The sequence below is a fragment of the Helicobacter cynogastricus genome (assembly GCF_900197855.1).
GTDB lineage: Bacteria > Campylobacterota > Campylobacteria > Campylobacterales > Helicobacteraceae > Helicobacter > Helicobacter cynogastricus.
Map to the genome: position 1 here is coordinate 63,764 of NZ_FZMQ01000007.1, position 25,015 is coordinate 88,778.

Genomic DNA, 25,015 nt, shown 5'->3' on the forward strand with positions numbered 1-25,015 from the left:
CTTATTTACTTTTGCTATGTATACTCATTTTTATAATTATTATGAGAAAGGTTATCGGTGAGAAAAGTAATATTAAGTCTGTGTGCTCTTGGCGCGCTTCATGCTTCTGATTTTAAAGGCATCATTGAGGATATTAACTACGCTAATAAAACTATTTCCATTGGGGGCATGGTTGTTGGTGTTATGCCCTACACAAAAATTGAACAAGATTCCTGTGGTATGGGTTGGGATAGTGCTAAGCGTTTTGCAGACCTTAAAAAGGGGGATTTAGTGAAAGTAGATTTGATCCACAACCGCGACACACCGGTTGCTGAGGAAATCGAAATCAAGTGCATGAAGCACCGGGCATATTAGGCAGAGGTTTAAGACCTAAAGAGTGTTTTAGGAAGGGGGAGAAGAATTAAAAAACTTATCACAAGACAGATTCCGCAAAATTCAAACATAGCATTCAAACTCACTTGACCTAGAGACCAAGTAAAAATGAGAGAAAAGAGAGCCTGAAAGATCGCAAAACTTAAGACGATCATGCTGGAGGCTCGCACAAAGTGCTTTTGTCCCATGATGTGTAAGGCCATATTGCTGGTGAGTACCATATTCCCGGTTGTGCCAAGACCCATTAAAAAAATGGAAAGGTTGAGCCAGTAGAGGTTGGTTGAAACAATGACAATCAAACAAGAAAATGACTTGAGGACTAAAACAACGATGGAAGCATTTTTAAGCCCCATTCTTTGTGCTAAAGACGCGCTAAAGATAGTTCCAATTGTAGCCCCAAAACCAAAGAATGCCCAAGAAGCCCCCGCACTCTCTTTGCTAAAATGCAAAGAGCGCACTAAATAATCTACCCAAAAAAGAGTGTGTGGTAAATAACCAATAGCATTAAGCACGACAGATAGAAGCAAGATAGCAAAGAAAAAAGGTATTTTGAAGCTGGAAGATTTTTGCTCAGGCATGACAAGACGGCGCTTTTTGAAAGCCAAGCAAGAGATCAAAAATGCGAGTAGGCTTACCGCGCCCAAAAAAAGCCAAGCATTGCGGATAGCATGGGCGAAGTGGGGCAAAACAAACCCAGAAAAAACCACACCAACACCAATCCCACTAAAAACCAAGCCGTTGACCAAAGGGCGTGATCGTTCCCGCACAAAAGGAAGACAAAGAGGTGCAGAAAGCACTACCAGCAGTGCTGAAGCAATGCCAGCTAGAAAACGCCAAATCCAAGCCCATGCAAAGGGCAAATTATCAAAGTAACAAGCAAAAAAACTAAGCGCGATCACCAAGAAGCTTAATTTAGTAATGTTTTCCAAAGATAAGTATTTTTGCAAGACGCTAAGCACAACGCTTCCAAAAATATAACCCACCATCACTGCGATACCTAGCTGAATGCTTTGGTGCTCATTGAGTTGTCCTGAGAGAATCAAAAATGGGATGAGCACGACATAGCCAAAGCGTGCCAAGCCATTAGCAATAAAAGTGGCTAAAAAACATGCAAAAACGCGCAAGAACATTTTTAACCTCCTAAAACTCTCTATTATACCCCTGAATAAAAAACGATCCATGCCTTTTATGCGCAATTTGCAATACGCTTTGGGTTAAACATGTACTTTAAAATCTCTGCATAAAGGTTTTTGATAAATAGGCTAGTTTTTGGTATCATCTAGGCCATTTGAATCATTTTTAAAGGTAATCCACCCAATGTTTGCTACCCCCTATAAACGATTTTTAGATAATCTCATCACTATTATGTCTCAAATCAAATGGGAAGAATCCAAAACACTAAACACAACTCGTACTAAACTTGAAGCCTTAAAAGATTTTCCTTGTAATCAAGCCAGCCACTTGGTGCACGCTCTTGTGCAATTTACACAAGTTATGGATCGGCAACTAGAAATCCAAGCCAGCCTAACCCAAGAAATACAAGCTCTGCGAAAAGCCCACAAAGAGCTAGAAGAGCAACATTTTATCAGTCAAAGTATGGTGGATACGAGTCTGAGCGGTCAATGGTATATGCCCTACCCTGCTAATGGTCAGGTAGATGGCAACACGCCTTTTCTTTGCTCAAAACGCTTCCGCCAAATGCTAGGTTTTCAGAACGAACAAGAATTTCCCAGTGTCCTATCTTCATGGGCAGATCGCATCCATCCTGATGATGTTGAAAATGTGCTTAAAGTGCGCAATGCTGCCATCCATGACAAAAGTGGTAAAACACCCTATTCTCCCACCTATCGCCTCAAAAACAAGGCTGGGGAGTATCGCTATTACCACGCACATGGCAATATCACCCGTGATGCGCAGGGTAATCCTATTTTTATGGCAGGCTCTTGTGAAGATATTGATAATGAGGTGCGCCATAAAATGGAGCTAGATAATATTGTAGAACGCTTCAATCTAGCACTCTCGCTCATCTCCGATCGTATTTTTGATTTGCGCTTGATAGAAGAGGATATCTTTTCTTCGCGCAATCTGTGCTGGTTTTCCCCACGCCTGCACCACAATATTGTGCGCGCCAATCAGGCATCCATACAAGCATTGCTAGAGTGCGTAACTCCAGAGAGTAAACCACATTTCTTAGGTGTGTTAGAAAAGCTCACTCAAGAGCTCAAACAGGATCAATCCATTAAGCCTCTAGAGTTAGAGATTGCGCTTAGAGCCTCTGGTACACAAGAAGTGCATATCTACAAATTCCAAGCAACCGCGCTTAAAAACAAGAGCAATAATATTATTACAAAGCGCATTGTGGGTGTGCTCACCGACATAGATGCACAGAAAAAACAAGAAGAGTTTTTAGCCAAAGAAGAGGAATTTAATCGTCAAACTAAACAAAATTTAGACAACATTGCGGGTATCATTAGTAAGATTGATGGTATCGCCAAGCAGACCAATTTACTTGCCTTGAACGCTGCTATAGAAGCTGCGCGTGCAGGCGAACATGGACGCGGTTTTGCGGTGGTGGCTGATGAAGTGAGCAAATTAGCCAGCAAAACCAGCGAAGCCACTAATGAAATTGGAACGCTCTTAAACTCAGGACACCCGTAATGCTGGTTTTGTAGCATGTGCGATCATTGCTACCATCATTCATATCTTGCTCAAAGGATAACTCCCTTCTATGGTGGTGTGACTTTGTCACTCCTTTGTCAAGCGACATTCATCTAGTAAACACACCTATACACTTGGAATAGATGCAGTCTAAATTAAGCGGGCTTACCAAGTTGAATCCTTAAATTTACATATTACTTTGGACATGCACTCAAGATAGAATTAGCTAAACTCTACTATTCTCTGATTTATAGGACTTGTCATTATTATTCCTAGTCGTAGTTAACTTTTTGGGGCGGTTTTTAGATTTTTTGATGCTCCCATAAATCTTTGATGGATTGGCATAGATTATCAACTTTGAGTGTGGAGGCTAGATTGCATTGTGCCTTTAGTTTGTGACTTGTGAAATCAATACAATGTAGAAACTGCAACAAGGGTTGGTGTTCATGGGGGACGATAAGGCACATGCCAGACTTGTGAAAAGTAGCATTGGATAACACGATAAAGGTTTTATAGCCACGCAATAGCGGATGTTTGTGCGTCATCTCAATCATATCTGCAAATACCACTTTAGATGTCTGTGTACAAGGTTTATGTTGCAAGATAGCGTATTACAAAAATTTCTCAGTCATTTGTTTTTCTCCTCTAAGTTTGTGCAGTATTTAAGATCGCCTAACTGGAAAGCTAACGAACCCATAGGTTAAGATGCTCTGAATTTGTTCTTTACTAAATAGTTGCAGCTGATCGAGTATAATCTTGCTTCCATTAATGAGAGGATTTTTATGAGAGGAGTAGCCTTTTTTTCGTTTAGGTCGTGTCGTTTCTGGAAAAGCCAACATAAAATTCTTCTCTTCATAGATAACAAAGTAAGGACGCATCTTGTGGTGTTCATGCCCTATACTATAGCGATTAGAGATACAGTGCGCTTTTTACTCCCCAATTTTTCTTAGAAAAAAACCAGTCAAGAAGATATGAAATACTAAGAAGCGAATAATGTTAATGGTGGAGGATAGCGGGCTCGAACCGCTGACCTCCTGCGTGCAAAGCAGGCGCTCTCCCAAACTGAGCTAATCCCCCCAAAAGAGAGTTAAATAAGATGGTGGGCTTAAGAGGACTCGAACCTCTGACCTCACCCTTATCAGGGGTGCGCTCTAACCACCTGAGCTATAAGCCCTTAACCTACAGGTAATTCAAAAAACAGACAACTCATCCAAAGAATGCGTTGTAAAGGGCGGATTGTAGCAAGATTTTCCTTAAATATAACTTGATGTAGTAAATGGGTTTGCCCGCGCTCTAAGATGATATTTAACACATCAGCGGGCAACTGGTTACCATGGTAGTAGGCTCGAGCTTGTTTAAACTCTAAAATAGAGTTTTAGGCGGCTTGATAATCTTGTCTAAATTCTAAGCTTAATTGATTGAGGTCTTTCAAGGGAAAACCTTAAGGCGTTGGCTGGGTAGCCAACACACAAAGAGCATTTATCAAGGCGAGGGCATTATAGAGTTTCTAGCCCAAATAAACAAGGGTTAACGATAGGGGTTATCTTACAGAAAAACCCTAACGATTATCTTACAGACACGCGTTGCGTGGTGCTAAAGTAGAGCCCCTTCAAACCAAGAGAGCTAAACTAAATTAAGGCTAGAGGCGCAGCCTCTAGCTCCTTTTGCGCTCTGCTTTCAAACAATCATGGCCGTTTAAAGCTCAGCAAACCCATTTAACGCGTGCTTTCACCAAATCATGGCATGTTATCTTACAAAACAACCAAGTAGAACTAAACTAAAGTAAGGCAAAAGCTAAAGGCTTTTGCAACTTACCCACTCGCGCCATAAGGCGCATGCTCTTTAGAGCATAATAAAATATCCACTTTAAAGTATTAGTTAATATTGTATTTGTATAATACATTGCATGCAAACCATCAAATACAAGAGCAACAACAATATTGTCTATTCTTGCAAATACCATATTGTGTGGTGTCCCAAATATAGACGAAAAGTCCTTGTAGATCAGGTAGAGGTAAGGCTCAAACAAATCATTTTGGAAGTGGCACAAGAGCTAGAAGTGGAGATTTTAGAAATGGAAACAGATAAGGATCATATCCACATTTTGGCAGAAGTTGATCCAAGCTTTGGAGTGATGAAGTTTATTAGAACAGCTAAGGGTAGAAGTAGTCGGCTTTTAAGACAAGAGTTTGCGCATTTAAGAACTAGATTGCCTACACTATGGACCAACTCTTGTTTTATTTCTTCTGTAGGGGGTGCACCTTTGGAGGTAATCAAGCAATACATCGCCAACCAGCAAAACTCTGAAAGACCCAAGCAGAAAAACAAGTGGAAAGACTATGTTAATCGCCTACAAGCAGAAACTCTACAATTCAAGCAAAAATAAGCACATCGGCAAACTTCTGCGCCTTTATGGCATTTGTTATAACCATTGTATTGCTTTGCATAAGCGGTATTATAGACTCTACAAGAAACACTTAAAGCTCTATACTCTGCAAAGACACATCACCAAACTAAAGAAAACAACACGCTTTGCCTTTTTAAAAACCCTAGGCTCTCAAACTTTGCAGGAGTTAGTAGAGAGGATAGACAAGGCTTATAAGAAGTTTTTTAAAAAGCAGGGCAGACCTCCTAGATTTAAAAAGGTGGTTAACTACCAATCTTTCACATTTAAGGGGAAGACAGGTTATAAAATCCAAGGATTATTTCTTGTGCTTGGTGTGTGAAAAAGAGGACGAGCCGGCGAAAGCAGAATGCTTGAAGCCGTTTGCGAGCGAGCCCGCATGCGGTAACAGCGTGGGGCTGGATTTTGGCTTAAAAACTTTTCTCACCGCCTCTAATGGCACACAAATAGCATCGCCTTTATTTTTCTCTAAATTCTTGCCTTTAATCTGTGCTTGCTCTCGCTCTCTATCTAAAAAGAAAAAGGGAAGCCATAACCGCTTAAAGGCTAGGCTAAGGCTTGCTAGATTGCACCGCAAAGTGGCTCATCTTAGAAAAGACTTTTTCCACAAACTCGCCAATAATCTAGCCCAACAATATAGCCGTATTTTCATAGAGGATTTAAACCTAAAGGGTATGGTTAAACTTTGGGGGCGTAAAGTCAGTGATTTAGCCTTTAGCGAATTTGTGGCGATTTTGGCGCAAAAAACCCAAGTGGTTAAGATTGACCGCTTTTATCCCAGCTCTAAGACCTGCTCTAGCTGTGGAGCAGTTAAAAAAGATTTGAGCCTAAAAGATAGGGTTTTTTCTTGCCACTCTTGTGGTTTTTCTTTGGATAGAGATTTGAACGCAAGCATGAATATTCATAGAGTGGGGGCATCCACTCTTGGAGTAGAGGCTAAGACCCGCCCAGCGGGCTAGCCTTGTTGATACCAGAATCCCCTAGCTTTGAGCGCGGGGAGTATGTCAAAGATGTTAATCAAAGCCTGGCCAGTTTGGTCTAAATTTTCTTGGCATTTGGTAGGAATACAAAGGGCTAGCGCGCCCAATAATCAGGCGTGCCATTTCCAGCTTAAAGGGGGCTTTAGCTTTGATAGTTTTCGCGCTATAGCCAATGCCTCCATGCTCTAAATCCAGCAAACCCAAAGGGGAGAGGCGTATATCGCTCTTAAAAGCCCCTCCTAAAGCGCGCACAAAATCATCTCCGCTAATCTCTCTTTTGAGCGCGATCCAATAGATCAAATGCGCGCCTAATTCTACAATGAAGCTTTTAGAAAAGGTGTTTAGCTCCCTTTTGGGGCGGGCATCTCTGAGTTTAGGCGCATTTGGCATTGAGCAAACCCACTAAACGCCTAGCTAGTGCGCTAATTAAGGGCACACACACAGAGTTACCACACTGGGCGCGCAGGTGGCTAGGGCTGACCACGATTTTAAAGTCTTTAGGAAAACCCATTAAATTTAAAAGCTCCCTAGGGGTGAAGTGGCGCATACCATCAACTAGCTGGTAATTATGCGAGGCGTTTGCCCTAAGCGCGCAGGCGTGATCTAAAATGCTGATATTCCCGCTCTTGTTTTCATGCCAAATCGAGGGGCTAAAAATTTTCTTATTTTGCACGCTGGCTAATCTCTTAGCGCGGATATATGCGGAGGCTAGGGCAGAGTTAGGGGGGCTTAGCTCTAAGATAGAGTGCAAACTATAGGGGATTTTAGCAAAATCAAAACTAAAAGCTTGGGCTAGGTGCGGGTCTAAAAAGCCGATTAAAATTAGCCGTTCGCGCTTTTGGGGGATACCAAAGTCTAGGGCGTTTAAGACCTTGTAACGCACGCAGTAGCCTAAATCTTGCAAACTTTGCAAAATCACCCCTAGTGTGCGCCCTTGGCGGTGGGTGGCTAATTGTTTGACATTCTCTAGCAAAAAGGCGCGGGGTTTGTGGGCTTTGAGCACGCGCACAATCTCAAAAAAGAGCGCACCGCGTGGGTCGTCTAAGCCCCCTTGAGCCCCCATAATGCTAAAAGCTTGGCAGGGAAAACCCGCACACAGAATATCAAAGGGGGGGATGTTGTGGGCACTTATTTGGGTAATGTCCCCCGCGGGGGTGTCTTTAAAGTTAGCCTTGTAAGTTTCCCTAGCATGCGGATCAATCTCAGAAGAAAACACACAATGAGCTCCAGCCTGCTCAAAAGCTAGTCTAATACCTCCAATTCCAGCGAACAGATCAATAAAACGCATGGGCGCATTTTAACAAAATCTTTAAAGAAAAGCAAAAGCCCTCAAATCCTCCATGTCCTTTTATGCGTGCCTCTGTAGGTGGGGGTTTGGGGCTGTGTGTAGGGGGGTTTGGCCTCGGGGTGGTTGATGCATGAGGCTAAAGCGTCAATACAATCATCTTGTTTATAGGGCCTGTCCGGATTGAAGCTAAAAAGTTCTTTTTTAAGCTGTTTGAGGTTTTGGCAGGCGTGGGAAAAGAGCAAAAAACCCGTATTGTAAAAGGGGCGCAGGGCCTTAATTTTCTCCACTTTGGAGACTTTGCGGCTAGGGGTGTAACAAAAGATAGAATCGTTTGGGAAGGCTTGTTGCGGAGGCATTGCCCATGGGAACTAAGACGTGCATCTTTGTTTCTGTGATTTCTCTAATCCATTCTTGTAAGTTTTTTCTAAATTATGAGTGCAACCTATAGATTTGGGGAATTTTGTAATAGGTGCTGTGTCTTGCGCTTTGTTTTTTTGGTCTATCCACTCTACCTATGTTGTTAAAACATTTTCTAGACTCTCAATACATTTTTGATGCATTTTGCAAACCCTGTTTAAGATCGAGGTAGATGATCTTAAGCGCAAATCTCTCTAGTCACAATAAGATTTGTGGAATACTTTAAGGATTTAATCGCCTCTACTGAAGTATTAAGGCCTCCATCTCATCACCCTTATCCCAAATACCTCATTTTCTGAGATAATGACGACAATTTCTTTCAAAACTTCTACTTTTGGATAAATAATTTTTCGAGGATTTTCTACATTTTGTAACTCTAAAATTATCAAAGTAACCAAACCATCTCTTAGGTTTTTTAGTTACTTATAAAGTGGGTATTTTTGTCCATTTCCTGACCTTTTCACTACGCAGAATCCGTAGACCTTATCACATCTGCAAAGTAAAATGAGAGTAAACCTCTGCTACTGATTGTGCTTTTTCATTTAGCCTTTAAGGCTAGACTTTTGTCTATTTTAATAAAATTTTAAAAAAGGCTGATAATGCAATTTATAGTCAAAAATCCCTCGGTATCTAGAATCTAGATTGTGGCACTGTCAAAGTTTGCTTGCCTACGTTCCGGAGTATATTAACTTTGAAGGCGAGTTACATGAACATCTCGTTTTTGAGTTTGAACTTTTGGAGGTGTAAATGTTTCCAATCATCTAAAAATGCACATTCTGTTGTTGCAACGCCACTAAGGACTGATAGATTTCTAGCATAGACAAAAAACGATTCCAAATTAGCTTGGGGAGTGCTGATGGCTTGGTATTTACCCACCCTGTTTCTAGCCTTTTGTATGGAGCCGTTGAGCAACTCTTAAGCTAGACTTGGCTTAAAATTTTGAGGGTCTTATTGGGTTGCAAAGCCTTGTGATCCCCTAGAGCGCACATTACTAGAGGTAGCGTAATGCTCCGACACCTTAGCCTGCAAAACTTCCTTTGTGCAAGCCATTTTGTAGGCGATGCGTGCATTAAGCCCACAAACAATAAAATCACTAAACCTAAGCACATCTAAAAACTCTTTCTAAATGTTTTGGCAGTGCCACGCATCATCGTTATTTTCAAACACGCATATTCTCTCTCGTCCTGAGATGTATTTTTATCTCGGCCAATTGGAATGTTCAATCCTATTTAGTTCTCTCCCTATTCTTTTTAGTCTCTTGACTGTAGCACAGCTTGTCCGTATTGATACATATGCCCCAAACCATAATAAGCACGGCATCCCTTATCTCCATTGCTTTTTGAAAATATTAGAAAGCTTTGGCATAGTCTTTGTCCTTGTAAGTCTCTTTGGCTACAGAGGAATAGTGAAGTCATATGGATCTGTGCCTCCCCCTCTTTAAAAAGTGTAAAATACACCATGTCAAAACTCATGGATCCTTACAGGGCGTAGTACGCATGGCATCGATAAATGGGACATACCAAACCAACACAGCCAGAGCATTAAAAACCCCGCTAATGGCACAACACCACACCCAAACTTTGTTGGACACATGGCGTTTACTAACACCAACACCAATACCTAGCAAAAATCTGCCCTCTTTTTCATTTGATATTACTAAGACACATAGCTATTATAGTTGAAATGCCTATTAGATTCTACAAGAGTCCCACAACATAGTTTTAAGGCTAAAGGCTTGATTCTAGCACTAAGGGTTTTAAAGATTTTTTGCTTTATTATCATCCTTTTTCACTTAAAGATAATAAATTAAGAAATAAAAATGACAAACGCCATCAAGAACCTACTCAGGCTAGCCTTAATCAGTTTATGTTGCTCGGGGAGCGTGCATGCAAGCAAAGAGGCAGATCAATACTACTCTATTGCAAAAAAGCCTTTAATCAAGACAATGACTGTCCCAAAGCGTTAAAATATTACCAAAAGCTAGCGGATATGGGGGTTCTAGGGGTTATGTGGGTCTAGGGTATTTATATAGCAAGGCTACAAGGATCAGTTATAGATTATTCCAAAGCCATAGCATACCTTAAAAAGTAGGCGATCTAGGATACACTAGGGGTTATTTGGTTTTGGGAAATTTATGCGTATCTATGGATTATATGTTTCAACAAACCACACCAAAGCCATCGCGTATTATCAAAAAGCGATTGATTTAGGCGATGCGGATGGTTATTAGTATTTGGGGGGTTTGTACCACTGTATACACACGAACCTAATAAGGCTCTAGAATATTTCCAAAAGGCTTGTAAAAGGCGATCAAAGAGGCTGTAATAATGCTAAAATTAGAGCAAACAAACCTCTTTAGATAATAAATAGCCCTTGTAATCCCACAAAGGCACACTCAAAGCCCACTCTGCAATGCTACGCAAAAAGGATTTGTAGAGGGGAGCTTTTGGAGATTGCCCTGTGTGTTGCGGAATAAACACGGGGTTTTATCTATATTCACTAGGGCGAGATCGCCTAGCGCAGTTTGTAAAGCGTGTGGGCTGTAGGTGCGATCTTTAAAGATATTCAAACACGCTTGCTGGAATTTTTGGCGTAAGTATTTGGGTTTGAGGCAGAGTTGGGGGTGTTTTTGCAAAGTCGCTACATCTAATTCCGGGCTAGAGAGGGGATCATCAAAGGTGTAGTAATAACTCTCAAACAAGAGTTCAAAGAATCGAGTCCCATATTGGATAAAGAAGGGGGCAAAGGTGCGCATCAAGGCATCCTCATCTAGGATCGGATTGACATCACTATCGCCTAAATGCCATTTCCATATCGCATAAGTCTCTGCATAATCCCCCTCAATGTATTCGCCCAAGAGGGCGTAAGAGAGTTCGGGATTGATTAATCTATACGCCAGCTCCGCAATTTTGAAATCCTTAAAGAAAGCTTGCACGGGCAACATAGGTTTGGGGCTTTTTTGTTCGTGTTCTGAAAAGTAGTCGATTGTATCTTTAAAGCTGGAGGGGTAAAAGGGGTGGGCTTGCAGGGCGCTTATATAAGTGTTGAAATTCATACCCCGCTGGTGCGCCTCAATCAAGGGAGAGTAGATAAAATCTAGGACCTTGAGATAATCTTGCACCACCTGTTTAAGAGGGATATGTCTTGGATGCTCACCTTCATCATCTAAAAGCGAGCCAAAGAGCAGGGTAAAGAGATGCATCAGTTCAAATTTTTTTAATTCTGTTACAAAGCGCTCTTCTTGCTTGTCTCTGGGTTTTAATCTCTGCAAAAGAGGGATTTGGTCGATAAATGCGTATCCTAGTTTCTCTAAAGTGGGAAGGTCGTCTAGCACAACATCGCTTGTAATGAGATCACGCCCCGGATCACACGCCTTATAACCCTTGTCCATAAGTCTTTTTATTTGCTTAGCAGTTTGAATCAGATGATCAAGAGGGGTAGGCTTGTAGTTGTAAGCCAAGTCTAGCCAAATACGCGTGTTAAATTCTTTTTGTAAGCGTTGTTGCAGGGCTTGGCAGAGGGCATTTTTAGAGGGGAATAGCTGGAGTTTGTTTTGTGAGGTTAAATACACACAGGGGTTATTATGCACAGAAAACAGGCGCAAATGTTGGAGCTGGGTTTTTAAAATCTGGCTGTCTTTTGGTAGAGAATTAAGCGCAATCACACATTCTTGTTGGAGTTTGGGGGTTAAATACTTGGGGTGTAGGCAAATGCTAGGGCGATCTTGCAAAAGTTGGGGGGTGATGTCTTGTAAATCCAGATAAGCGTCTACATTAGTGCTCATATCTAGCGCGCGCACCAAATGCAGGACTTTGAGATAATCAAACTCTTGTAATGCCTGCGCGCGTGTGCTCACATCAGTAAAAATCCGCTGTCTATCCCAATAACCCAAAGTGATCTCAGACCACACATAATCATAGACAGACACGAGAAAACGATTATAGATACGATCAACCCCTTCCAGATCGCTTGACAGGGGGGCTAAAATCCCCTCTTTGTTGAATTCTATATAATACTCTAGGCTACCTGCGTAATTGCTCACCTCACGCTTAATGCATTTTTTATCAAAATTATCTTGGCAGCGTTTGAGCTGGTAGGGCATATCCCCTTCAAAATTTGCAGCAAGACTTTTTAAATACTCCCTAAGGTTTAACCCTGCTTTGTGGGCGTTGAAAAGCGGGGCGTAGAGAAGATTGAAATCGGTTAAAAACATTTGTGCGATGGTTTCGCGTTTCTCCTCCTTGTGATTTTGGATCAAAATCACCAAATAGAAAGCTTCTAGGGTTTTGAGTGTCTGTAAAAAGCGCGCTTCTTGGGCATCTTTGGGTTTGAAGGCTTGGATCAAAGGCACTTGATCTAGGACTTTTTGGGCTAGATTCATCTCAATGTCCCTGACTTTCAAAGGGTCCTCCTCCTGTGGGTTTTTAATGTATTCTTGAAGGGTTTGGAGGGCTGTAGGTAGGGCAGAGGTAGGCTGAGGGGTAGGTGTAGGCTGAGGGGTAGGCAGGGGTGGGGTAGGTTTTTGGACATGCGTGCATGCCACAAACAAAAAGACTATCATAAACAAGCGCACCATCAAAATTCCTTATTCAAATGTTTTTGCAATGCCAAACATAGCACATTATCGGATTTAAACGCTTGTAGCTTGTCCTTAGGGTCTAAATACACACAAGGGGCATTATCAATAGAGATTAAACGCACAAGGTGTAATTGCTCTTGAATGTCTTTAGTGTTGTAGGTTTGCTCTTGAAAGAGTTGTAGGCAAGTTTGCTGGGATTTTGGGCTTAAATATTTGGGGCTTAGGCACATTGTGGGGTGGTCTTTTAGCGTGTCTTTTAAAATCTTGGGGTTATCATTTCTTAGGCTGTCGTAAAAAGGGGCGTTGCGCTCTAGTGGGATCACCCGTGCTGTGTAGAGATCGGATAGGTGTTCGGGGTCTATGCGTTGAATGTTTTTATGTATTGCCTCTTGACCAAAAAGACTAGCCATGATAGATGGAGTTTGCCCTAAATCTAAGATGGTGTTTAAAACTATAGAGACCCAATACCTGTAGTGTCCAGATGTTCCCTCAAAGAGTTCCTTAAAGATGTTGTTAGTCCTGCAACATGCGTTACGCATATCTTCAGCTAAGCGTTCTCTAAAAGGTTTATAGGGAACAATGTTTTTGAAATTTTTTTTCATCAAGTCTTGAAGTCTTTTCATTAAGTCTTGAAGTCTTGCTCGATTAAAGTCAATGATATTTCCAAAACTAACCTGCTTTTTAGAAAAGATACGATGGAGTTGCTCTAGATAGGCGATCACATCTAGCCCTAGCTTGTGGGCGTTGAAAAGCGGGGCATAGAGCCATGCGGTGGCGTTTAAAAATGTGCTGGGGTCTTCTGTAAGCGATGCGTCTTCAATATCCATGACATCATCGAGTTTTGCCTCAAGAACAATATTTGCAGAGAATATGTCTAGAATGTCTAGGACATGGAGCATTGCCATATCCTTAACATGGGCTAAGAAAAGCTCTTCTCTTTTGTTTTTAGGCTTAAACTCTTGAAATAAGGGGACTTGCTTGGCTACAGCTTTGGCTAGAGGGATGGAGGCATCTGTGTAATCTCCTATAGTCTGAGTCAGATCGGTTAAGAGAACTGGATTGTCAGGCGGGTTTTTTAGATCATCGTATATCGCAATAAAGGATTTTCGCATGTAGTCATGGAGTGCCTTAAACGCCTTGAAAAATTGGGTGTCTTTATGGTTTGGGGGCTCTTTGCCCTGTAGATTTAAGAGCAAGAGAGCTAAGAGAAGCAAGCGGATCATTTAAGCCCTTTTTCTAAATGCTTTTGCAACGCCAAACATAGCGCGTTGTCAGACTTAAAGCTTTGGAGCTTGTCCTTAGAGTTAAGATACACACAGGGGGCGTTGTCAATGGAGACAAGGCGCAGGGAGTTTAGGTATTCTTGTAGGGGTTTGGGGTCGTAGCTGTGTTGTTGAAAAATTTGCAAGCATACTGCCTTAGCCTCTTGGTTTAAATACTGGGGTTGCAAGCAGGGAGTGGGGTTTTTGGGGAGGGTTAGCTGCATCGCTGTTGTCATGTCCTTCATCGCTTCTACAAAATTATGGAAATTTGGATCGCCTGCAGAAATCAAACCATTGCCACCAAACATCAAACCATTACCACAAGGGTTTTTCATTGCGCGCACATTGGTAACAATTTCCCAATAATGACCCATGTTGCTGGTGTATTGATCGGCACTATTCCCTAAGAAAGTTTTGGTGCGCGCCTGGTAATAAGTTACCCATAATTCCAAATCTTGCACCTTGACACCCATAACACTGATGATCTGATCTTGCAAAAAATTTTGACTGGTAGGCTCCACATCAAAAATATTGGTGTTGTAACCGCTCAAATCATTGCGCACATTAATGTATTTAAAATCCTCAAAAAAATGGCGCATAGTCGGAGTCTTCGCGCCTTTAGTCATGTTTAAAATATCTTCTTGGGTCTGCATGTTAGACCAATAATTATAAAGGAAAAGCGGATCAAACTTGGCGTGCAGTGCCTGTAAATAATCCGCCATGTCTAAACCCTGATGATAAGCCTCCAGCAAGGGGGCATAGATCAACTCTACGCTCTTTAAAAATTTTGACGCGTTCTGTTGGGCATTAAAGGGCTTAACACGCTCTGGATGCTCTGGGGAATCATTACAATCATCAATACCGGGAGTAGAATCGCGCAAAAGAGCAGCGAGGTTAAACATCTCAAGGGCTTTGAGTGCCTTGATAGCTTGGGCTTGTTGGGGGGTTTTGGGTTGGAGGGCTTGTAAAAGCGGGATATGATTAATAAAGACTTGCAGGTGCTTGACAAGGGCTGGCGCTTCCTTTTGCATGGCAATCGAATAGACCATGCCATTATCCACGCGATCGCAACGCTCTTTGAAAGCTTGGTAGTAAATTTTAACCATCAGCGCGCGGGCTTGTTGCATTTCTTGGACCAAATCAACGCTGACAGCCCATAGGGGACTGATGCATAAAAGGATACAGATGAAGCGGATCATTGAAACTTCTTTATTTGATCGGGATCGGGCAACAGCTCATTGAAATGCCTCCACGCTTGTGCCTCAAGCATGCCTGCACTGTCTGTTAAATTAACGGTGTTGTCATTAATGATATTCTGCCCGGGTTCTGTGGGATCGCCCTCATAAGTGCATCCTTTAAAAGCCTCGAGCTTTGCCGCAAGACTATGCGCCCTGCTGACTTTATTAAAACAAGTGCTGGCGACCCAATCTAGCTCCTCATCATCACAAACCGTATCGCCACAATCATTAGTGGGGAGTTGGGCGAGTGAGCCCACTAAAATGATATGCACCGCATCCCCTTGTTGGACTTTTGCTAGGATCTGAGAATCTAGATCGGTGGTGGTGTCCTCACTGGCTGTAAGCCCATAGTCCGTGTCCGAAAACGACATGATCACATAAAAGTCTTTCTTGGCGTTTTTAGGCACTAGATCGATTCTATGGACTTTTTGGAAGAAGGTTTTTAGGGGTTTGGCGTAGGCTTTCACATAATTATAAGCGGATGCTTCCTCTTTAAAATCGCCTAAAAGGATTTGATCGTTTTTATGCAACTTACGCACACGCCCGGGTTTGAACCACAGCTTGGCTTGTGGGCTGTAAAGCCACGCACTTTGCTCATGGCTTTGTTTGTCTTGCAAGAGTGCGATTTGAAAAGGGGCATGTCTCAAGCTAGCCTTTTTGACAATCTTGTAGGCACTCAAATCCTGCGCTTTTTTGGGGGGTTTAGCCCCTATGGGCGTGTCTAAGCTCTTTAAAAAATCGCGCGCGCTGATGAGCCCTATTTTAGGGTTGTAAATATAGGGGGTGGGGTTGTTGTTGTCTATATATCCCGGTGTCTCATTGTGTTTTTCTGCAATGCCAAAGAGAAAGGTCTCCCAGCCTCTGCCCGTATCAGCCACTTTTTTAGAACCTTTGGGTTCTTCTGCGAGCGGACCATCGGGCACCTCACAAGCACCTTTAGTAGAGGTGGCGTGGAATTGCGTTTTAAGCTGTTGGTAAGTTTTAAAAAGAGTTTCACAGGGAGGGTGGGCTTGATCAAAGGTGTTATAGTTGCCATAGGAATCTGGTTTATCGCTCACCTCTTGCGTATCACAATAGCTAATGTCCCGCTCTAAGGCAAAGACATGCACGCGGTAGCGTTGTAAGATGGTGGGGAATTTGTCAAGGATTTCTTTGGTGCGTTGGTAGAGATTAGTGTAATGCAGATCAGAATTATCAAAATTTAAAACAAGATAGAGATCGGAGGCTTTGGGGTTGGTGGAGGGGAAGTGATCCAAACAGGATTTAGGCAACACCTCAAAAAAAGAGCCAAAGAGAAGGGGGGCGTTTTTGGCATCTAATTGCTGGGCACGCGTGTTGATTTGCTTAAAGGGAGTGGCATTTGCACCAAAGGCTTGCGCAACTTCTATAGCTTGGGTGGTGTCTTCATCTATGAGCCACACACTAGGGCCATCAAAAGTAGCACTCTGCCAATCCGTGCCTTGCAAGGGCTTTAAAGAAAGTAGAGTTTCATCAAAGTCAATAAAATTAGTGAAAGAAGTGCCTTTCGTGTTTGTCAGGAGGTTATACATCTTTAAGGGCATGGCTTGGTTGTGGGCTGCTATTTCATTGTCTGGGAGAGCGCCATAGTAATTATCTGGTCTTTTATTAGTCAGCCTAAGCGTCTGTTTATCTATCCACCACGCGCTCCATTTGCCCTTGTAATCCACGATGAGCATTTTATAACCCGGACTATAAGAGTAACCATCGTGATATAGACTTGTTTCCACAGATTTAACCACCTTGCCTAGAATGTGATTTTGCTCTAGAATAGCTTGCCCATCGATCCCTTGTATCTTCTTAGCCACAAGGCATGCCAAACACAAGCTCCATAAGATCAAAAGACACTTGAGTGTGTGTAAAAACTTAGATAATCGTTTAATATTTCTGCACATTGTCTAATCCTTGTTTTAAAGTTTTAATTAAAATCCTTGGAGTGTGCTAGTCCTAGCTTACTCTTGATTAGGGTCTGGCAATAACTCATTCAAATGATTCCAGCCTTGGACTTCCAACATGCCATTGCCATCATCTATTAAATTGGTGGTGTTATAAGCAATGGCACTCTTCCCGGGCTCTTTATTTTTGAAATAATAGTAGCCATCCTCTCCATGAATGCCACAACCTTTTTTTATCACATTGAGTTTTTCAGCAATGTTGCGTGCTTTGCTAACTGCATTAAAACAAGCCTCAGCAACCCTAGTGTCGTCATTCCCATCACAATAATATTGACCACAATCATAAACGGGCAATCGGTTCAATGATCCCACCAAAATGACATGCACCGCATTCCCTTGTTGGAACTTTGCTAGGATTTTAGAAACTAGGTTGATGGGGGTGTTATTACTCTTTGCAAGGTCATCAGTAAAATCGGGCGAAGCCTGCACAATCACATAAAAATCTCTCTTGGCATTTTTAGGCACCAGATCGATTCTATGGGCTTTTTGGAAAAAGGTTTTTAGGGGTTTGGCATAGGCTTTCACATAATTATAACCCGATGCCTCCTCTTTAAAATCATTCAAGAGAGCTTGATCGTCTTTATGCAATCCGCGCACACGCCCGGGTTTAAACCACAGCTTAATTTGTGGGCTATACAACCACACGCTTTTATCATGGCTTTGTTTGTCTTGCAATAATACGATTTGAAAAGGCGCATGGGTCAAGTTAGCCTTTTTTAAAATCTTGTAAGCATCTAGACCCTGCGCTTTTTTTGGTGGTTTATCCCCTATGGGGGCATCTAAACTCTTTAAAAAATCGCGCGCGCTGATGAGCCCTATTTTAGGATTGTAAATAAGTGGAGTGGGGTTGTTGTTGTGTAAATATGCCCCTGTTTTATTGGGGTTTCTTGCAAGTGCGTGGCGGCTGTTGTCTATAACGCCAAAGAGAAATGTTTGCCAATCTCTACCCGTATTGCCCACTTCTTCAGCACCTTTAGGCACTTCTTTTAACGGGCCATGTGGTATCTTACAAGCACCTTTAGTAGAGGTGGCATGGAATCTTTCTTTGAAGTAGTGGTAAGTTGCAGACAACTCCCCCACATTGTTTATGAGGAAAACATGCACGCGGTAGTGCTTGATAATGGTGGGGAATTTGTTAAGGATTTCTTGCGTGCGTTGGTAGAGATTTTTGTGGTTATGCCCAAAACTCAAAATGAAATAAAGATCAGGAGCTTGGGGGTTTGTTGAGGGGAAGTGATCTAAACAGGGTTTAGGCAGCACTTTAAAAAAAGAGCCAAAGAGGAGGGGGGCGTTTTTAGTGCGCAATTCTTGGGCACGCGTATTGATTTCATTAAAGAGAGTGGCATGATCTCCAAAGGCTTGTTGCACTTCTATAGCTTGGGTGGTAGTTGTGTCCATCAGCCACACACTAGGACCATCAAAGATAACACTCTTCCAAGGCGTGCCCTGCAAGGGTTTTAAAGAAAGCAAGGTTTCTTTAAAAACAGGTGTGTGTGCCTGAGGATTTTTTGCCCCACTGATGAGGAGTTGATACATCTTTAGGGGCATGGCTTGGTTGTGGGCGGCTATTTCATCGTATGTTTGGCTAACATGCGAACCATAACCATAGTCGCTAGGGAGGGGTTTATTGGCTAGCTCAAGGTCTCTTTTATCCACCCACCATGCCGCCCATTTGTCCTTGTAATCTACAACAAGCACCTTAAAACTATCAGTATCCACAGATTTAACCACCTTGCCTAGAATGTGGTTTTGTTCTAAGATGGCTTGCCCATCGATCTTTATTGTCTCCTCAGCCACAAGGCATGCCAAGCACAAACCCCACAAGATTAAGAGGTGCTTTAGCGTGTTTAAAAACTTGGAATCGGAGTAATGCTCTTCGCTCTTGGAGGGAGGTTGTTTTGCCCGTAATCTCTTAATATGTTCGCACATCTTTTAGCCCTTTTGTTGTTCTAAAGATTCATCATCAGAGTCTAGCAAATCGTAGTAGACCTCTAATTAAAATCCACGCCCAAGAACTTTTAGCTGAAAACGCGGTAAGTTTTTTGCCTATTTTCATCAAAACTCTTTGTGTAATCAGGCGCTACTTTTGTTTCACTTGCCTTCAAATAGAGCAGAAAAGTCAAGAGTTCTAGGAGGTTGTCTAAGTCTGATCTGTTTAAAAAATCTTTAAGTCTGCCCTCACATTTTTATCCATTGGTTGGCTTTCTGGCAAGTTTTCTAAGATTTTTAGAATATCCACGCCCTCTTGGTGCTTTTTAAATAGAGGGGCATAGACAAAATCCCATAAGTTTAAAAACTCTGCACGCTTGTGGTAGTGTTAGGGACGGGAACATTTAAAGTCTCTGCACAATTAAAATCGGGAATGCTCCCACTCAAGACTAGCAAAACTCGCATGGCTTCATACACCTTGATCGTCCTTAATAAATGCGCTTCTTGGGGGGTTTAGGCTTAAAGGTTTGGAATAAGGGCACTTGATTGATTCATCATATCTAGTGCCAATAACATAGCGCATCTAAACTCCTTTGCTATTAATTATTTGTGATAAATCCTGTCTATTTGTCGTTCTTACTCATGTTTTTTAAGCCTTGTTGTGATTGGGGTAAGCTTGATATTCTGACACTCTTGATCCACAACTTAACGATCTCTCCGTCTTTACGCCTAAAAGCTACAAAAGAAAATGCACCATGTTGTTGTAAAAGATAGACTTTGTTTTTAGGGATCAAAAAGAGATCGCTACTTTTACAATGCTTGTTAGGAGCAGAGTAAAAATACGCCCTGCCCTTGCCCGTGATGACTTTTAGGGGGTGGATTTGCAGATTTTGATCTTTAAAGCGCGCCTGCAGGACTTTAGTTTGGCTGGCGTCGCAAAATTGCAAACATGTTTCTAGTTGGTGGGCGTATTGTAAGGGGAAGGTGAGATCAAGTCCGTTTACATCTTGCAATTTGTGCGTTTTAAGATCATAATTTGCCCAGCCTATTGTGCCCGTGCCTAAAAATTCGGGGTGCTTGGGGTCTTGTTGCCAGTTGAAATACAATTTAGCCATAATATGGTTTTGATCCCATGTGTCTATGTAATAGGAGATATGACCTTTAAGCCACTTTACGCCCTTATGATCGCTATCCCACTGCTTAAAATTAAAAGAGCTATGCTCCACTAAAGAGATAAATTTTAAAACACACTCAGAATTGACATGCCCGGGGAAATCAATTTGGGTTAGGGTGGCTTCTTGGGCGTAAGTTAGGGCAATCCAACCTATCCACATAAGACAAATTTTAACTAATCTCATCACTCTAAAACCTATGGTAATTATCTAAAAAGTTTAAGTCATTGGGTTTAATGATCCAACAATTAGGAGATGATAATGTTAAGAAAATATCTTATCGTGGTGCTTTTAGTGGTGGGTGTGCTGGGCGCTCAGACAACACTTTTAGAACAAGCAGAGGCAGCTTACAAGAGAAAAGACTACCCCAAAGCTTTTAAACTTTACAAACAGGAGGCGCAAAGAGGAGAGGCGCAGGCGATCTATCATTTAGGTTTGATGTATTACTATGGGCAATATGTGGATATGGATATAAAGGGCAAAAAAGCTTTTAATTACTTTAAGAAAGCTGGAGAGATGGGGATAGCAGATGCCTATCTTGAGCTAGCAGACATGGTTGCAGATGGCAGAATAGCCAAAAATGCTAAGGGAGAGCCTTTTGCTTGCGAGAAAGCACTGTCATACGCTAACAAAGCCCTAGAGTTGAATCCAAAGAGGGCAGATATCTATGAAAGAGTTGGATTTCTTTATCTTAGAGTTCAATGGAGCAACCATACTTGCAGTCTTAAAGACTTTAGCCAATACTCCCAAGAAGTCCAATACAAGCAAAAAATTTTTCAAAAGGGGTCGTCTTATCTTGAAAAGGCGGGGGAAATGGGCGACTTTAATGCCTACACAACACTAGGCTACTATTATGCTGCGGGCGATTTCAGATTTGAGCGTAGCTTTAAAAAAGCCAAGCAATACTATCTTAAGGCAGTAGCGGTGCTGGAAAAAGCAGGGGCAAAGGGGGATAGCCAAGCCTATAATGAGCTGGGATTGATTTATCAAGATGAGAGCAGCAATCTTAGCACGGGGAGTATCCTATTTGATCTTAACTCTCTAATTATTGGGACAAATAGGGATAAAGCGTTGGAGTATTTTCAAAAGGCGGCGGCGATGGGGAATGCCAACGCCTACACCAACATGGGAAAGTATGTAGATGAGAATAAAGCGATGGAGTATTATAAAAAGGCAGGAGAGTTAGGGGACGCACAGGGGTATATCAAGTTGGCACAAATGGAAGGGACACTGCTTAGCAAGAGTTTAGAGTATTTAAAAGCGGCGGGAGATTTGGGAGATGAGGATGGTTATGGCATGCTTGGCGACATTTATTTTTATGGTGGTTGGGAAAGGGATGAAAATGACCCTAGTGCTCCCCATATCCCACGCGATTACAAAAAGGCAGCACATTACTACCAAAAATGCGCAGACATGGGGAATGCCTATTGTTATCTATCGTTAGCAAAATTGTACAAAAAAGGCTTAGGGGTGCCAAAAGATGCCAAAAAAGCGCGCGCATACGAGGGGCATGGGAGGGATATCCTGTGTGTGGGAGAGGACCTTGATGATTATTGTGAGTGAGGGGAGGAATCGCTCTTCCACTCTGGGTGTCGCTTTTGGATAGTTTCTAAAAGCGTTGTTGCGCTGTAGGGGCAGATGTGGACTTTAGGGACATCTTTTTGTGTGAAATATTTAATGGGTCGATACTTTTTATAATAGTCATTGGTGTATGCTCCATTGGCATCCACAACAAAGGTCGCTGTGTTATTGTCTAAAAATTTAAGATAGGTGATACCACCACTAGGATTGATCTCTCCATCTTCCTCCCAAATCCTCAAGTGCTCTGATTTTGTCAGATCACCTCCCAAGTCGCTAAGAGTTTCTATGAGGTTGGTATAAACGATGGTAAAAATATCTCCCTTCACCTTGACATCTATAACGCGCCCAAACCTCGCACTCTCTATATACTCCTCACCATCTAAACTATCTCCTTGATTAGCTGCTAACAAAGTGGGTTTATAATAGAGATTATAGTTTGGGTAGTTGGGCAATTCTTTATTGTTGGGGTTTAAATCTAAAAGCTTTTGGCAATCCTTAGGATGATCCACAAAGACCTTATCCCAAAAAGAACGCCCCTTAGAATCTGTGAGATTTGTATTAACTTTTAAAATCCTAGAGTCAGAAATATCGCCTTTGGTGAAGACAAATTGTTGGGGGATTGGATAGTAAATAGGATGGCCTTTGGCATCCACGAGATCATTGCCCTTAGAATCCATTAATAAAGAATCGATCTTGATGGTTTTAATCTCGTACGACCCATCGCTAACAATCTCGCCATCGTCTGTATTATCCGTAGCATTTAAGAGTAAGGTTAATAGTAAAAAGATGAGAAATTTCATTTTGTTCCTTGTTTGTCCATGTTCTTCTAGTCGGCACTAAAAAGGCAGTGATCCCGCTCTGAATCTGAGCTATACTTTTTGCATGCCTCTTGCAGTGCCTTGAAATTGAGAAACTTGCACCTACCTTTTGCAAAGCATGCAAGCCTTAACTTATACAAGAGCGTAGCATTACCAAAATCTCCGTATCCGTTGTCTGCATATGTTCCTAGGAAATCATCCAGCCCCTCCTTGCCTTGCTAGCATCTCCATGGGGGTATCCTTGTAGATCGGAGTCGTGGCAGAAAAAAACCTTTGTGCTATAAGTTTTTAGGTAAAACGCCCACTTAACATTTTAAAAGCGTATTGGTCTTTGTAGTAGTGATCGTCTACAAGGTCTGCGGCTTCCTTCGAGACAACCAAGAGATTATTTTTAACCTTAATGGATATAATTGCATCTGAGAAACATCCCTTAGATAATTGCCCATTGTGTAAAATGCCCACGCATGCGTGTAGACCATCAGGAGCGGGTCTAGCGGAATTCAACGCAGTACAACCCTGATAAAAAATCAAAGTATAGGAATCCGTCTTATTGGGTTTATCATGGAGATTTTTGTCCCCGTGTGTGAATTTATGTTGTCATGGATGGTCGCTACCCATTGTGCGTTATCAAAAAAAGTGCATAGATTGGGATCTTGAGTTGTATACCCATGTTCTCTCCAATATTCTTTCCAATAGTCATCCATCTATTTTTTCACCACCGCCTGCGCTTCTTTGGATTCTAAGGCGTGTAGGCTCTGCCAAGAGAGGCATAGACTCAAGATAAAGACTAGCACACTCGTAAAAATCTTTTGTGTATCTCTCATGGGTTTTGGTGTAGTTTGGATTTTTAAACTCAGAGTAGATTATTGAGGGGTTTTAGGATGTTTGATAGCAAAATAGGCATTGATGTCTTCCTCAAATAGGTTGAGGAAAAACTTGATCGGCTTGCCTTGCGTATAAAGCCAATAACCCCATTTATTCTCCATTTTGACTCTTTGTTTGGGTGTAACCAAATAATTATAATCCTCACCGACAACGACATAGGGGATATGATTAGCCTCTGCATAGCTCATAACATCATAGTTTTCATAGTTGGCATCATCAGCCATCACATAAAAAGCTTCCTCGCCCATTTCTTTTTTGGTTTGGGCAATCTCTGCATCGCTAAGATTAGCCGTGATGATACATTTTTTGCAGTGGATCACAAAATCCTTAGCTTCAAGACACATAAAGGTTAATATGACGAGTACGCATCTGACGAACATAATATATTTCCTAATGGTATGGACTTGGATAATAATAGCACTATTTAGTCCTCCTGATCTGTTGGCACAAACCCTCTTAAAATAACTTTCTATGTCCAAAAAAACCCTTTAGCCTCATTAAAGCTATTAAGTTATTTTTCGTAAATTTTCCCATCGTGTTAAAACGCCAATGAAATTTTTACAGGGGTGAACACTACCCCGCTATCCCTTAGGGTTTGCATCGCCTCAGGGAATACTTTCCTTAAAATGCCGATTGCGCCGTTAATATCAGCATTTAGGGCTTTACCCGTGCTAGACTTAAACAATCCTCGCTTAACTCTCTTGCCTAAATATTGCTCGTGGTGTTGCATGGGCTCGTTTGCCAAGTGGTCGCATTTGCTAGTATAACTTTCCTCAGTAATGTGTAGCGTAATGCCTGCTAAAGCGCACTTGTAGGCTAGTTCGTCAATAAAAGACTCGTAGGGGATGCTTGTAAAATTTTGGTTAGTCCTTTTGCCTAAATTGAGCTTTTGCTTCCACCTCTCATTATTGCCAATTACAATCGTAGAAATGCCATTTTTCAAACAATGCTCCAACACATAGTGGCTCGCCTTATGCATAAAGTCATTGAGTTTACACTCCCACCATAGGGCTAACTTGCCTAAGCGTTTTGTCCAAAAGCGCTTATTGGAAGTCTTGGCTTTGGCTTGATAATGGGCTTTGAGCTTGTTAAACCACTGATTGAGTGCCTTAACCCCTCCGCCTTTGATAATAAAGGGCTTGGCTTGATTATCTATTGCAGTTACGAAGTTGTTAAGTCCTAAGTCTATACCCATAATGCCATCGCCTTGAACTTGTGGGGCTTGTGTGGTTTGCTCGTGGATCACTTCCACGATAAAGCAAGTGGTTTTAGGGATGAAGCGCACTTGCTTTAGCCTAGAAGTTTGGGGGTTTATCTTGGTGATGAGTCTTTTTAAATTAGCCTTTTCTGGGAACTTAATTTTTGTAAGCTATCCTTTTGTCATTTTAATTTGCTGGTTTGTGAAAACCCCCACAGCCACGCCCTCCTTAGGCTTGAATTTGGGAATTTTAGGGCGGCT

18 protein-coding genes, 2 tRNA genes and 2 pseudogenes are annotated in these 25,015 nt (G+C 41.9%); 5 read left to right on the forward strand and 17 right to left on the reverse strand.

The features are described from left to right. Positions 1-57: 57 nt before the first annotated feature. Positions 58-354: a DUF5666 domain-containing protein gene (locus C6H00_RS04450; protein ID WP_104749831.1), complete on the forward strand. Its 297-nt coding sequence runs from the start codon at positions 58-60 to the stop codon at positions 352-354. An 8-nt stretch (positions 355-362) separates the two neighbouring features. On the opposite strand, the gene C6H00_RS04455 is transcribed toward C6H00_RS04450, so the two are convergent. Further along, a complete protein-coding gene (locus tag C6H00_RS04455) occupies positions 363-1,496 on the reverse strand; it encodes a YbfB/YjiJ family MFS transporter (protein WP_199769187.1) in 1,134 nt (377 codons plus the stop codon). A gap of 193 nt (positions 1,497-1,689) precedes the next feature. Between C6H00_RS04455 and C6H00_RS09130 the strand changes: the two genes are divergently transcribed. Continuing rightward, complete coding sequence (locus tag C6H00_RS09130; RefSeq protein ID WP_104749833.1) at positions 1,690-3,030, forward strand: methyl-accepting chemotaxis protein; 1,341 nt, start codon at positions 1,690-1,692, stop codon at positions 3,028-3,030. Positions 3,031-4,030: 1,000 nt separating this feature from the next. On the opposite strand, the gene C6H00_RS04470 is transcribed toward C6H00_RS09130, so the two are convergent. The 3 genes from C6H00_RS04470 to C6H00_RS08780 all read right to left on the reverse strand — a co-directional run bounded on the left by C6H00_RS04470 (position 4,031) and on the right by C6H00_RS08780 (position 4,354). Then, a tRNA-Ala gene (locus tag C6H00_RS04470) sits at positions 4,031-4,107 on the reverse strand. A 20-nt stretch (positions 4,108-4,127) separates the two neighbouring features. Then, positions 4,128-4,204, reverse strand: a tRNA-Ile gene (locus C6H00_RS04475). Beyond that, a complete protein-coding gene (locus tag C6H00_RS08780; RefSeq protein ID WP_233704414.1) occupies positions 4,205-4,354 on the reverse strand; it encodes a hypothetical protein in 150 nt (49 codons plus the stop codon). Between the two features lie 582 nt (positions 4,355-4,936). On the opposite strand from C6H00_RS08780, the gene tnpA reads away from it, so the two are divergent. Next, the gene (gene tnpA / locus C6H00_RS04480; RefSeq protein WP_104749835.1) at positions 4,937-5,416 is read left to right on the forward strand and encodes an IS200/IS605 family transposase; all 480 of its coding nucleotides are present in this window, start codon (positions 4,937-4,939) and stop codon (positions 5,414-5,416) included. Continuing rightward, positions 5,370-6,393: pseudogene (locus C6H00_RS04485) on the forward strand (RNA-guided endonuclease InsQ/TnpB family protein). Before tnpA ends, C6H00_RS04485 begins: the two are co-directional and overlap by 47 nt. A gap of 54 nt (positions 6,394-6,447) precedes the next feature. On the opposite strand, the gene C6H00_RS04490 reads toward C6H00_RS04485, so the two are convergent. The 10 genes and pseudogenes from C6H00_RS04490 to C6H00_RS04545 form a co-directional block, all read right to left on the reverse strand. After that, entirely contained in the window at positions 6,448-6,804 is a 357-nt protein-coding gene (locus tag C6H00_RS04490; RefSeq protein WP_104749836.1) for a hypothetical protein, read from the reverse strand. Next, entirely contained in the window at positions 6,788-7,702 is a 915-nt protein-coding gene (gene dcm, locus C6H00_RS04495; RefSeq protein ID WP_104749837.1) for a DNA (cytosine-5-)-methyltransferase, read from the reverse strand. Before dcm ends, C6H00_RS04490 begins: the two co-directional genes overlap by 17 nt. Before the next feature lie 41 nt (positions 7,703-7,743). Beyond that, positions 7,744-8,034 (reverse strand): annotated as a pseudogene (locus tag C6H00_RS04500) (hypothetical protein); the annotation flags it as partial. Positions 8,035-9,067: 1,033 nt separating this feature from the next. Continuing rightward, entirely contained in the window at positions 9,068-9,226 is a 159-nt protein-coding gene (locus tag C6H00_RS08520; protein ID WP_158655727.1) for a hypothetical protein, read from the reverse strand. A 1,288-nt stretch (positions 9,227-10,514) separates the two neighbouring features. Further along, entirely contained in the window at positions 10,515-12,695 is a 2,181-nt protein-coding gene (locus C6H00_RS04520; protein WP_104749841.1) for a hypothetical protein, read from the reverse strand. Next, entirely contained in the window at positions 12,695-13,921 is a 1,227-nt protein-coding gene (locus C6H00_RS04525) for a tRNA methyltransferase (RefSeq protein WP_104749842.1), read from the reverse strand. Before C6H00_RS04525 ends, C6H00_RS04520 begins: the two co-directional genes overlap by 1 nt. Continuing rightward, on the reverse strand, positions 13,918-15,159 hold the full coding sequence (locus tag C6H00_RS04530) for a hypothetical protein (RefSeq protein WP_104749843.1): 1,242 nt from the start codon (positions 15,157-15,159) through the stop codon (positions 13,918-13,920). The genes C6H00_RS04525 and C6H00_RS04530 overlap by 4 nt, the downstream gene beginning before the upstream one ends. Then, positions 15,156-17,111, reverse strand: a complete 1,956-nt coding sequence (locus tag C6H00_RS04535) for a hypothetical protein (RefSeq protein ID WP_104749844.1) — start codon at positions 17,109-17,111, stop codon at positions 15,156-15,158. The genes C6H00_RS04530 and C6H00_RS04535 overlap by 4 nt, the downstream gene beginning before the upstream one ends. A gap of 57 nt (positions 17,112-17,168) precedes the next feature. Then, positions 17,169-19,100: a hypothetical protein gene (locus C6H00_RS04540; RefSeq protein WP_199769188.1), complete on the reverse strand. Its 1,932-nt coding sequence runs from the start codon at positions 19,098-19,100 to the stop codon at positions 17,169-17,171. 623 nt (positions 19,101-19,723) lie between these two features. Further along, entirely contained in the window at positions 19,724-20,458 is a 735-nt protein-coding gene (locus C6H00_RS04545) for a hypothetical protein (protein WP_158655729.1), read from the reverse strand. Between the two features lie 75 nt (positions 20,459-20,533). Between C6H00_RS04545 and C6H00_RS04550 the strand changes: the two genes are divergently transcribed. Beyond that, positions 20,534-21,835, forward strand: coding sequence for an SEL1-like repeat protein (locus C6H00_RS04550; protein ID WP_158655730.1), 1,302 nt, complete (start codon positions 20,534-20,536; stop codon positions 21,833-21,835). Here C6H00_RS04550 and C6H00_RS04555 read toward each other — a convergent pair. The 3 genes from C6H00_RS04555 to C6H00_RS04565 all read right to left on the reverse strand — a co-directional run bounded on the left by C6H00_RS04555 (position 21,823) and on the right by C6H00_RS04565 (position 24,916). Next, entirely contained in the window at positions 21,823-22,653 is an 831-nt protein-coding gene (locus C6H00_RS04555; protein ID WP_104749847.1) for a hypothetical protein, read from the reverse strand. The genes C6H00_RS04550 and C6H00_RS04555 overlap by 13 nt on opposite strands. Positions 22,654-23,534: 881 nt before the next feature. After that, positions 23,535-23,900 (reverse strand): hypothetical protein, encoded by a 366-nt coding sequence (locus tag C6H00_RS04560; RefSeq protein ID WP_233704415.1) that lies wholly within the window; start codon positions 23,898-23,900, stop codon positions 23,535-23,537. A 194-nt stretch (positions 23,901-24,094) separates the two neighbouring features. Then, positions 24,095-24,916, reverse strand: coding sequence for an RNA-guided endonuclease InsQ/TnpB family protein (locus C6H00_RS04565; RefSeq protein WP_104749849.1), 822 nt, complete (start codon positions 24,914-24,916; stop codon positions 24,095-24,097). Positions 24,917-25,015 lie beyond the last annotated feature (99 nt).